Here is a 10,950-nt window from a genome sequence, read left to right on the forward strand (position 1 = left end):
TGGCTGTTTTATTTTCACCTCCTCATTTGCTGAATAATCATGCCGCATCTACGTATCCTAAAAAATGATGAGGAGGTGAAATGGATGACACGTGAAGGAAACGAGAACCAGCAAGGTGCGGTCCAGGGCGTCGCAAACAGAATTAAACAAGGTGCTGGGGCAGCTTTCGATGCAGCCGACAATACTTTACAGGCGACAGAAAATATCGCGATGAACACCGTAGACCAGACTGCGAAAGCAGTTGGCAAGACAATGAATAGCGTAGGAAATGCAATGGGAAATGGACAAAATAACCAAGAAAAAAACAGCTAATACTTAGTATCCTTCGAAACGCCAGTTATTGGCGTTTTTTGTATTATTATCATCGTTTCTTGCCCAACTGCGAACTCGGACGCATGCTGTTGTTCCCAACTTTAACCTTGGAACTAATTATCATAACGTTTCTGTATGAAGAGGGCTCTATATTCTGTTTAAAGAGGAACAATATCCATTGTGATCTAACATGCAGGAGCTGACAATATATGTACAACAACAAAACATTTTTAAATGTAGATGCCGAAACAAATAGAAACGCTCCACGTGTAGCCATCATTGGCGGAGGTTTGGCGGGTTTGACTTGTGCCTACCGTTTACAGCAATCAGGGATACGCTCGGAGGTTTACGAAGCAGCACAAAGGCCAGGTGGAAGATGCTGGACAAAAAGAGATGCATTTAAAGATGGGCAGCACATTGAACGGGGAGGTGAACTGATTGATTCAAACCATGAAGACATTATTAACTTGATTAATGAGCTGGGCCTGGAGCTGGATGATTTACTGGCTTCAGAAAAACCAGCATCAAAGCCGTATTACTATATAAATAACAGTCATGTTCCGTGTGAGGACATAGAAAAATTTTTTCGGGATGTGTCAGAAAAAATAAACAAGGAACATTCATTGTCAGGTTTTCCTATTTTGTACCATAACTACACAAAACGAGCGTGGGAACTCGACCATCAATCGATCGTTGACTGGATAAATGAAAATATTTCAGGAGGAATTGAATCAGATTTGGGCCGCTTGTTATGTATCGCATATACGATTGAATACGGTGTTGATTGTTCTGAACAAAGTGCGCTTAATCTGATTAATTTAATGTGCGGGATGGAGAGGAATCATTTCCTTATGTTTGGCAGCTCGGACGAGAGATATCGTGTCAAGGGAGGCAATGATTATATTGTCCAAAGGCTTGTGGAACAGTTGCCAAACAGCATCCATTTCAATCATGAGTTAATTTCTATAAAAAGGAATGACGATGAAACGTACTCCCTGAAATTTAACATTAAGGATGGAATAAAGGAAGTGCCCGCAGAAAAAATAGTCCTTACCGTTCCATTTTCGGTTCTGGGGCGAACTGTGGATTATTCTGAGGCCGGTTTCAGACCCCTGAAAATCAGGGCAATTCAAGAGCTTGGCATGGGATGCAATATTAAGGCCCATTATCAATTTAACAGCCGGCATTGGGAACAGGCTGGCTGTAACGGCGTTACATATAACCAAAATTATCAGTGCACATTCGAGAGTTCAAGGGCGCAGCCAGGAGAAAGCGGGGTCATTGTCCATTACACTGGAGGCAATGAAGCAGTCGGGATGATGAAAAAAGGCTTTAAAAAATTCTCCGGCGAGTTCCTGGATGAATTTGAGAATGTCTTTCCAGGCATTCAAAACGTTTTTTCAGGAAAAACGTCAGTTGATTACTGGATTACGTCCAAGTGGGCGAGAGGATCATACTCTTTTCGTAGAATAGGGCAGTATACAGCGTTTTCCGGGGTGGAAATGGAACAGGAAGGAAACTGCCATTTTGCAGGTGAACATACGTCGGTTTATTTTCAAGGATACATGAACGGTGCAGTAGAGAGCGGCAACAGGGCGGCGAGGGAAATAATAGATGATTTTGGGCACTGATATGCTACACTCAATATTATTAGAAAATATTCCCCCGGCCGCAAGGAACCATATCAGAAAGTAGGGATGTTTTTTGCCTGATTTTTTATCAATGGGTATATCAGATGCTTTAGTAAAAAAATTACGCGAGCAAGGGGTTGTATCACCAACGCCAATCCAGGAAGAAGCCATTCCAGCCGTAATGGATGGCAGAGATATTATTGCACAGGCCCAAACAGGCACAGGCAAGACTTTTGCGTTTATTTTGCCAGTCCTTGAAAAAATCGAACAGGATAGCGGGCATATTCAGGCACTGATTGTGACTCCAACCAGGGAACTGGCCCTGCAAATTACTGATGAGATTGAAAAATTGATTGCCGGCCTGGATGGAATCAATGTTTTGGCTGTTTACGGCGGCCAGGACGTCGACAAACAACTAAAAAAATTGAGGAAAAAGATCCAGATTGTCGTTGGCACACCAGGGCGGCTGTTGGACCATATTAGACGGGGAACGGTCGATTTATCTAATATATCCTTTTTGGTCCTGGATGAGGTTGACCAAATGCTCCATATAGGTTTCTTGAAAGAAGTAGAAGACATCATCAGGGAAACGCCTGCAGCCAGGCAGACGCTATTATTCTCGGCCACGATACCAAATGAAGTTAGAAAATTGGCCGATAAGCATATGCGACAACCGCAATATATTCAGGTGGAAAAAAGACAGGGACCTGCACAAAATGTCAGGCAGGTGGCAATTCAAACGACTGACAGGGCCAGACAAGGAACGCTTATCCATTTAATTGAAACACACCGCCCATTTCTCGCGGTTGTTTTTTGCAGGACAAAAAGAAGAGTGAGCAAGCTGTATGAGGTACTCAAAGGAAAGGGATTTCAATGCGATGAACTGCATGGCGACCTGTCACAGGTAAAAAGAGAGCAAGTGATGAAACGCTTCAGGGATGCACAGATCCAGCTCCTCATTGCAACAGATGTCGCCGCAAGAGGCCTGGATGTTGAAGGTGTTACCCACGTATTCAACTATGATATTCCCCTCGATCCTGAGAGCTACATCCACAGGAGTGGACGGACCGGCAGAGCAGGAATGACTGGGATGGCATTTACTTTATATTCTCCCAAGGACCGGCCTCTCCTCGATATGATTGAACAGGAACTCAACATCAGGATCCACAAACAAAATGCGGGCAATTTCGCGAAAGAAGATAAGAAGCCATCTTCCATTGACGAGACACAAAAGCACACACCACGACCGAACGGAAAATCTTCAGGTGCTCGCACTAGCAACAGGAAGGCTGGCACAAGACAAAAATCTGAAAAGACGAAACAAACGGGCCCAACAAGCCATCCATTAAAAAAGAAAAGAACCAGAACCGGTAACACACGAAATAACAGAACAAGATAAAAATTGACAGGGGAGATCATAATGACAGAGCAAAACCATGCTTTGCGTTTTAAAGACGCGTATATCGAGCGTTGCGATAAAGAGACGGAACAAGTGCTTGCCAACGAAGATTCCGCCTTCTTAAATGAATCTATTCGTTACTTTAAAAAACATATGAATGAATTCATCTACCTTGAATCCGAATTGTTCGATCAAATTGGCGTTGACGCAGTCTCTTTAGAAGTCGATGACGTGTTTGGAAATTACGATGTGATGTTGGGCTTGAAGCTCCAGAAAAAACTTGAACAGATGCTTATGTCGTATCTAAAAACTCATTTACCAGGCGAGGATACAAACTTCGATCTGATTTTTGATCACGATGAAGGGCTGTGGAACTTGAATTTTGCCTTGGATCAAGTAAAAGGATTTAATGATGGGATGTCAGTAGGAGAAGCGTATAACCTGATATTCTCGTTTCTTTCAGACATGGTTCAATCGATTAAAAAATAAGACTTGCTGCTTGTGAAGAACTCCCGTTGGCCATTGTCGCTTCTGGAAGTAAAAAAAGGTTGTATTCCTCCTTTATTTTCTGTTATTATTGTTTTTATGTTTATAAACCAGTAAAGTATAAAAAGTGAGCAAGTTTTGGTTTATAAATAACAACAGCAAGGTGGTTTGAAAAATGACTAATTCATATAGAGTTTTACTATATTACAAATATGTGACTATAGATAATCCAGAAGAATTTGCAAAAAGCCATCTGGATTTTTGCAAAGAACTTGGATTAAAGGGCCGGATCCTTGTAGCCGAAGAAGGCATTAATGGCACTGTTTCCGGAACAGTGGAACAAACTGACAGGTATATGGCAGCAATGAAGGAAGATCCCCGATTTGCTGACATGTGGTTTAAAATAGATGAAGCAGACAAGAATGCGTTCAAAAAGATGCATGTTCGCCCGAGAAAAGAACTGGTCACTTTACGACTGGAAGACGATATCGATCCAACGCAACTGACAGGCAAATATTTGAACCCTCAGGATTTTTATAAGCAAATGCAGGCAGAGGATACGGTGGTCATTGATGCGCGAAACGACTACGAGTATGAGCTTGGCCACTTCAGGGGAGCAATCAAGCCTGAAATCAAGTCTTTCCGCGAGCTTCCACAGTGGATCAGAAATAACAAAGAAATGCTTGAAGGGAAAAAAATCCTGACTTATTGCACAGGCGGCATCCGCTGCGAAAAATTCTCCGGCTGGCTTGTGAAAGAAGGCTTTGAAGATGTGTCACAGCTGCATGGCGGAATTGTCACTTACGGTAAAGACCCAGAGGCAAAGGGACAGCTTTGGGATGGTCAATGCTATGTATTTGATGAAAGAATTGCTGTTCCAGTCAACCAGGTGGAACATGTAGTAGTTGGCAGAGATTACTTTACAAATGAACCTTGTGAGCGTTATGTAAACTGCGCCAATCCTGAATGCAACAGGCAGTTCCTCACCTCGGAGGAAAATGAACATTTCTATATGAGAAGCTGCAGCCACGAATGCCGCACTCACGAAAGAAACCTTTACGTCAAGGAATATGGTTTGACTGAAGAACAGATCGCGGCCAAGCTGAAAGCTATTGACGAAAAGAATAAAGTTACTGCAGGATAAAAGATTTTTCTTTTATCCTTTTTTTGATTGTTAATATTTGCAGTTATGAATGATAACTGATTAAATAAGTACGCATACTTTAAACAAGCATTTACATATTAAAACATTTGGTCCGTTTCTTCAAGGAGTTGCCATAACCCAGGAATAGTGGCGGACCACAGGGATTTAGGAGATGATTTTGTGAAGTTATTAGGAATTTCAGGAGCACTGGCTGGCGCAAAAACGGCAGTCCTGGTTAATAAGGTTTTGGAGAAGGCAAAGGAGCATCACCCTGCACTTGATGTCGAATTGGTTAATCTGGGTGATTATAGCCTCGATTTTGCCGATGGGAGACCATTTGAGGCATATAATGATGACACGAGGAAGGTCATCAATACAATTAAGGATGCTGATATCTTTGTCATTGGTTCGCCGGTTTATCAGGCTTCGATTACGGGTGCATTGAAAAATGTATTCGATTTGCTTCCGCAGGACATTTTCGATTCAAAAATTGTTGGCCTGGTCATGAATGGGGGAACCGAAAGGCATTATCTTGTGATGGAAAACCAATTGCGGCCGATTGTCAGTTTCTTAAAAGCGTATATTCCCGCAAAAAACCTGTTTGTCAGCAGCAGCAGTTTCGATGCCCAAAATGAAATAAATGACGAAGATATAAAGGCAAGAATCAATAGCCTTGCTGAAGAATTAATTTCCCTGCATCTGAAGATTAATGGCAGCAATTAGCACCAATTATAAACCGGTTTTCCCTGAATGATGAGGGAGAACCGGTTTTTTAAATTGACTGTTTTTAATATTCAATGTTGTTTCGTAGCCGATTAAAGAAAAACACATATGGGTAAAGTAGAAATTAGTGGAAGGACTCAACTCCTTTTGGCCATGTCGGTTCAAATCAGGTGATTGCTAAAAAGGGAGGACGGAAAATGTATAAAAAACATGAACGCAGGTTGATCTTGTTAACGGTAATCGTGGCGATAACGATGGGATTATCACTTTTCAGGTATATCTTTGGGGGATAAAGGAAGGGGATTGTGACGTGGGCAACAGTGAGTCTGTCTTTTTTAGCCGGGTTTTGACAGAATTGACATTATCTTTTCACATCATCTATGCAACGATTGGAGTAGGAATACCTCTTATGATCATGATTGCCCAATGGTTGGGGATTAAGAAACAGGATGAACACTACATATTATTGGCTCGGCGGTGGACAAGGGGATTTGTCATTACAGTTGCGGTTGGAGTTGTAACTGGAACTGCCATCGGGCTCCAGCTTTCTTTACTCTGGCCCAATTTTATGTCACTGGCCGGAAACGTTATAGCTTTGCCTTTGTTTATGGAAACTTTCGCGTTTTTTTTGGAAGCCATTTTTTTGGGTATTTATTTATATACGTGGGACCGGTTCGAAAACCAGAAAAAGCATTTGCTCCTGCTAATCCCGGTTGCTATCGGTGCATCCTTCTCGGCAATTTTTATCACAATTGTAAACGCATTTATGAATGCCCCGCGGGGGTTCGATATCGAGAATGGACAGTTGGTCAATATAGATCCGGTGTTGGCAATGTTTAACGCTGCGATGCCTACCAAGGTTTCGCACGTTTTGGCGAGCTCTTACATGACATCAGCGTTTGTCCTTGCCTCTATCGGGGCATACAGGCTGTTGAAGGGGTCAAATCATATATACCACAAAAAAGCTTTGTTTCTTACGATGAAGCTGGGGCTTGTCTTCTCGATCGCAACGGCAGTGATCGGCGATTTCGCCGGAAAATATCTTGCTGTGTACCAACCGGTAAAATTGGCGGCTGCAGAGTGGCATTTCGAAACCGAAAAAGGAGCCCCGATTCTTATGTGGGGTGTCCTTGATGACGGGGAAGTCAAATACGCGATCAAGATCCCATATGGACTGAGCTATTTATCGCATAGTGATCTCAATGCAGAGGTTATCGGCCTGAACGAATTTCCAGAAGATGAACGTCCGCCACTGTATATCCATTATTTATTTGATTCAATGGTTACAATCGGGGTATGGCTTGTCTTGGTTTCAATGGTTTTTGTGTTTGGAGTGTGGCGAAAATGGCGGTTTGTCCGGTCGAAATTGTACCGCTGGGTGATTGTGCTGGGAGGGCCTTTGTCAATGGTTGCGATTGAAGCCGGCTGGTGGCTGACGGAAGTGGGGCGGCAGCCATGGGTTTTGCTCGGCATCCTGCGGACTGAGGACGCAGCGACAACGAGCGGCCAGGTTGACACGATGCTCCTGCTCTTTGCCGGGCTATATCTTGTCCTCGGGATAGGCAGTATCATTGTACTGACGCGGATGTTCCGGAAGAATCCTGTTGAACAGGAACTGGCTGACCGGGCTTCCGAGAAAGCGGGTGTCACAGTATGACGCTTGAATTTATCGGAATTTCGGTGTTATGGCTTTTCCTGTTCGGATACATTATGATCGGTTCAATCGATTTCGGGGCTGGCTTCTTTAATGCATATGGCACATTTACTAAAAAACAGCATATTTTAAACAAAATTATACAGCGCTATTTACAGCCTGTTTGGGAAATAACAAACGTATTCCTTGTGTTTTTCTTTGTTGGAATTGTTGGTTTTTTCCCGCAAACTGCCTACTATTTTGGAACGATTCTGCTTGTGCCTGCGAGCCTTGCAATCATCCTGCTGGCCATCAGGGGCGCCTATTATGCTTTTACCACGTACGGAGGCCTGGATAGACGATTTACATACATTTACGGGCTGGCCGGGCTGCTCATTCCTGCTTCACTGTCGATTGTGCTCACGATATCTGAGGGCGGGTTTGTCACGATTGAAGAATCAGGTCCGGTGCTTGATTACTGGCTTCTTTTTACAAGTCCGCTGACGTGGAGCATCGTTGTTCTCAGCATTGCTGCTGTGCTGTATATTTCAGCCGTATTCCTGACATGGTATGCAAATCTGGCGAAGGACGAACCGGCGACAAACCTTCTCCGCAAATATGCGCTGTTCTGGGCGGTGCCCGCAATTGTTACCGCCACAGGCATCCTGATAGAATTGCGTACTCACAATCCGGAGCATTATGAAAGGTTATTTGATGTTTGGTGGCTGTTCGCTTTGTCGTTCATTTTATTTGCAGGGACAGTATATTTGATCTCGAAGAGACGCTCGTATGGCCTTGCATTCATTTTATTGACAGGTCAATTCTTATTGGCGTTCTTCGGTTATGGGGTGTCCCATTACCCTTATCTTCTTTATCCTCATTTGACGATTTATGACAGTTTTACGAATGAAGCAATGGCCATCGCATTAATCATTGCTTTTATAGCCGGGCTTGCGTTGCTCGTTCCATCTCTGATTCTCGTGCTTAAACTGTTTCTGTTCAATAAGGAGTATGTCCAAGGAAAACGAAACGACCATGCCTGAGGAGGTTGCCAATTATGACTATAAGGGAATTCCTTGTTTTTTATGCACCATTTATTGTAATCGTTACCTCTATTGCAGTTGCTTTTTGGCTTGCGCAAAAAGATGATATGATCAGGAAGGCGAATGAGCCTGATAAATAAGCTTAACGGACGGAATTTATCCTTCTGTTTTGCTATAATTAAATGTACAGGTTTGGTCACTTAACTGGACCAGGCCTGTTTGATTTTTGTTGCAGATATTGAATTCCAAAGGAGGAAGGGACCTCATGCGGTTAAAAGGTAAGAAAATTGTCAGCCTCGTCCATCATGAATTTGAAGACTTGGAGCTGTGGTATCCAATTTTAAGATTAAGAGAAGAAGGTGCGATTGTCCATCTTGCAGGTGAGAAGGCAAACGAAACATACATCGGGAAGTACGGAGTGCCTGCGGTATCAGACTGTTCTTATGATGAAATAGACGCCGAAGGATACGATGCCATCCTTGTCCCGGGCGGCTGGGCACCGGATAAAATCAGGCGCTTTCCGGAAGTCATCGCTCTGGTCCAGCATATGAACGAAAATAAAAAACCGATCGGACAGATCTGCCATGCCGGCTGGGTATTAATCTCAGCAAAAATCTTGCAGGGCAAAAAAGTGACCAGCACCCCCGGCATTAAGGATGACATGGAAAATGCTGGCGCAATATGGTTGGATGAGCCGGTTGTTGTCGACGGCCATCTTGTTTCAAGCCGCCGTCCGCCCGATTTGCCAGACTACCTGCGTGAGTTTATTAGTGTCCTGAAAAAAAAAGGAAAACTGACAGGAGATTGAGCCAGGAGTCTTAATCGAGGGACTGCTGGCTTTCATTTATGGCGGATGATCTGTCATATAGGCTTAACGGAAGCTGAGAAAGGGAAGAATGATAGAAAAAGCAACCCGGGAGAATACGATGAAAATGCTATGTATTGACGGAGGCGGCATCCGTGGAGTATTTGCAATCGCAATATTACAAGCAATAGAGGGAGAATATAAGCAGCCTGTTGGTAACCTTTTTGACGTGATTGCCGGGACCAGCACCGGCGCGATCATCGCTGCATCGGCAGCATTGAATATAAACATGGCCGACGTTATGCTCAGCTATAAGGCATATGGAAAGAAAATTTTTAAGCGGCAGGCGACCTTTGGGCTGTTCAAAAGCGTGTACAGTGACGGTGCATTAAGACGCCTGTTAAAAAATGTGTTCGGTGACAGGAGGCTTGCTGATATCAACAAGCCATTGCTCATTCCAGCTGTGGACATCACCCATGGCAAACCATACGTCCACAGGTCCAACTACGGCCATCCGGGCGATCTAACCATTCATTTGTGGGATGCGGTCCTGTCTTCTTGTTCTGCACCAATCTATTTTCCGCCAAACATCCTGAAAAACCAATGTTTAACCATTGATGGCGGTTTATGGGCTAACAACCCCTCATTGGTTTGCATTACAGAGGCTGTGCACCAATTTAAAGCGGCATTAGGGGATACCAAAATACTATCCATTGGCACCGGTAAACAAAACATTGATTTTTCAAAATACAGTGAAAAGCGATGGGGTCTCACAGAGTGGCTTCCAATTAGTCTCCCGTCACTGAAACCGGTTCCTAAACTGCTTGATCTGGCCCTGGACCTGTCATCCGAGGCGGTTTCATACCATTGCCAGCTTTTGCTGCAGGACAATTATCTTCGTATCAACGAAGAGCTGCAAGAGGAAGTTCCTTTTGATAAGGTTGAAAATATCGATTCACTCATTGAGTTCGGCGCAAACGTCTTCAAAGAGAGAAAAAATGAGATTGGCCGGTTTTTGGAAGGGTAGGAAAAACATTAGCTATGCGAACTAACCGTCTTTCTCTCATCTGCGGCTGCGAGGTTTGGTTTGAAAGAAGGAATTTGGCGCCTTGTGGCGAAAATTATTCCAGGACAAACAAATGCAGGAAGATATTTCAGAAATTTATCTTGCTGCCTCCAAAGCTTCTGTAAGGGGTTGGTTTTTTGGATACAGTTATCTTAGTTACGTTCAGGGTTAACGGTTTGCCAATAAAAATAAAAATTGCCTCAGAAAGTGAGCCAAGTACAGATCAACTTTATGCAAAAATTCAGGATATAGCCAACGTTTATAAAATAAACGGGGAAATCCACTTAAAAAAAGTTCTTCATGAGAAAGGCAATAAGATGTACATATATCATATTGGAGAAAATAAGTGTGTCGTGCTGGTAGAAAAGCTGGAAAAGATTATGGAATTGGATAAATAGTTTAAACTGCGGCAATGGTTCTGCAGTTCTTTTTGTGATTTTTCGACAAACTTTCGCGGATCCGTTCTGACATGATACTATCATTTATAAGATAAAATGAGTCGCTTGCATTTACAGTAAGGGGTTAAGAGGAGATAACACGAATGAAATGGATTTTTCCACTGATGGCCTTCGTTGGAGGTATTGCTGTCGCCTTTCAGGCGCAAATCAACGGAGGATTGGGCAAAAAAACGGGCGCTCTAGAAGGGAGACTGCTGAAAAAGTCTTAATATGTCTTCGTGATTAAAAGGAAGAGGGATCTCTTCCTTTT

At 43.3% G+C, this 10,950-nt stretch carries 13 protein-coding genes; all 13 read left to right on the top strand.

Annotated features, from left to right (window positions below; translation table 11 throughout):
• Nucleotides 1-84: 84 nt before the first annotated feature.
• Complete coding sequence (locus tag CVD19_RS21925) at nucleotides 85-312, top strand: hypothetical protein (protein WP_101585314.1); 228 nt, start codon at nucleotides 85-87, stop codon at nucleotides 310-312.
• 209 nt (nucleotides 313-521) lie between these two features.
• Entirely contained in the window at nucleotides 522-1,943 is a 1,422-nt protein-coding gene (locus CVD19_RS21930; RefSeq protein WP_101585315.1) for a flavin monoamine oxidase family protein, read from the top strand.
• 73 nt (nucleotides 1,944-2,016) lie between these two features.
• The gene (locus tag CVD19_RS21935; RefSeq protein WP_101585316.1) at nucleotides 2,017-3,342 is read left to right on the top strand and encodes a DEAD/DEAH box helicase; all 1,326 of its coding nucleotides are present in this window, start codon (nucleotides 2,017-2,019) and stop codon (nucleotides 3,340-3,342) included.
• Between the two features lie 21 nt (nucleotides 3,343-3,363).
• Nucleotides 3,364-3,831, top strand: a complete 468-nt coding sequence (locus CVD19_RS21940; protein ID WP_101585317.1) for a branched-chain amino acid aminotransferase — start codon at nucleotides 3,364-3,366, stop codon at nucleotides 3,829-3,831.
• Between the two features lie 172 nt (nucleotides 3,832-4,003).
• Nucleotides 4,004-4,972, top strand: coding sequence for an oxygen-dependent tRNA uridine(34) hydroxylase TrhO (gene trhO / locus CVD19_RS21945; RefSeq protein ID WP_101585318.1), 969 nt, complete (start codon nucleotides 4,004-4,006; stop codon nucleotides 4,970-4,972).
• 180 nt (nucleotides 4,973-5,152) lie between these two features.
• Nucleotides 5,153-5,695: an NADPH-dependent FMN reductase gene (locus CVD19_RS21950; RefSeq protein ID WP_101585319.1), complete on the top strand. Its 543-nt coding sequence runs from the start codon at nucleotides 5,153-5,155 to the stop codon at nucleotides 5,693-5,695.
• A 310-nt stretch (nucleotides 5,696-6,005) separates the two neighbouring features.
• A complete protein-coding gene (locus CVD19_RS21955) occupies nucleotides 6,006-7,352 on the top strand; it encodes a cytochrome ubiquinol oxidase subunit I (protein ID WP_101585320.1) in 1,347 nt (448 codons plus the stop codon).
• Entirely contained in the window at nucleotides 7,349-8,371 is a 1,023-nt protein-coding gene (locus tag CVD19_RS21960) for a cytochrome d ubiquinol oxidase subunit II (RefSeq protein ID WP_101585321.1), read from the top strand. The genes CVD19_RS21955 and CVD19_RS21960 overlap by 4 nt, the downstream gene beginning before the upstream one ends.
• Nucleotides 8,372-8,385: 14 nt before the next feature.
• Complete coding sequence (gene cydS, locus CVD19_RS25635; protein ID WP_257985245.1) at nucleotides 8,386-8,511, top strand: cytochrome bd oxidase small subunit CydS; 126 nt, start codon at nucleotides 8,386-8,388, stop codon at nucleotides 8,509-8,511.
• A gap of 125 nt (nucleotides 8,512-8,636) precedes the next feature.
• The gene (locus CVD19_RS21965; RefSeq protein WP_101585322.1) at nucleotides 8,637-9,179 is read left to right on the top strand and encodes a type 1 glutamine amidotransferase domain-containing protein; all 543 of its coding nucleotides are present in this window, start codon (nucleotides 8,637-8,639) and stop codon (nucleotides 9,177-9,179) included.
• A gap of 118 nt (nucleotides 9,180-9,297) precedes the next feature.
• Nucleotides 9,298-10,203, top strand: coding sequence for a CBASS cGAMP-activated phospholipase (locus CVD19_RS21970; RefSeq protein ID WP_101585323.1), 906 nt, complete (start codon nucleotides 9,298-9,300; stop codon nucleotides 10,201-10,203).
• Between the two features lie 176 nt (nucleotides 10,204-10,379).
• The gene (locus CVD19_RS21975; protein ID WP_101585324.1) at nucleotides 10,380-10,640 is read left to right on the top strand and encodes a hypothetical protein; all 261 of its coding nucleotides are present in this window, start codon (nucleotides 10,380-10,382) and stop codon (nucleotides 10,638-10,640) included.
• 143 nt (nucleotides 10,641-10,783) lie between these two features.
• Nucleotides 10,784-10,909, top strand: coding sequence for a DMT family transporter (locus CVD19_RS24290; protein ID WP_142383556.1), 126 nt, complete (start codon nucleotides 10,784-10,786; stop codon nucleotides 10,907-10,909).
• Nucleotides 10,910-10,950 lie beyond the last annotated feature (41 nt).

It is taken from the genome of Bacillus sp. T33-2, assembly GCF_002860205.1.
Classification (GTDB): Bacteria; Bacillota; Bacilli; order Bacillales; family Cytobacillaceae; genus T33-2.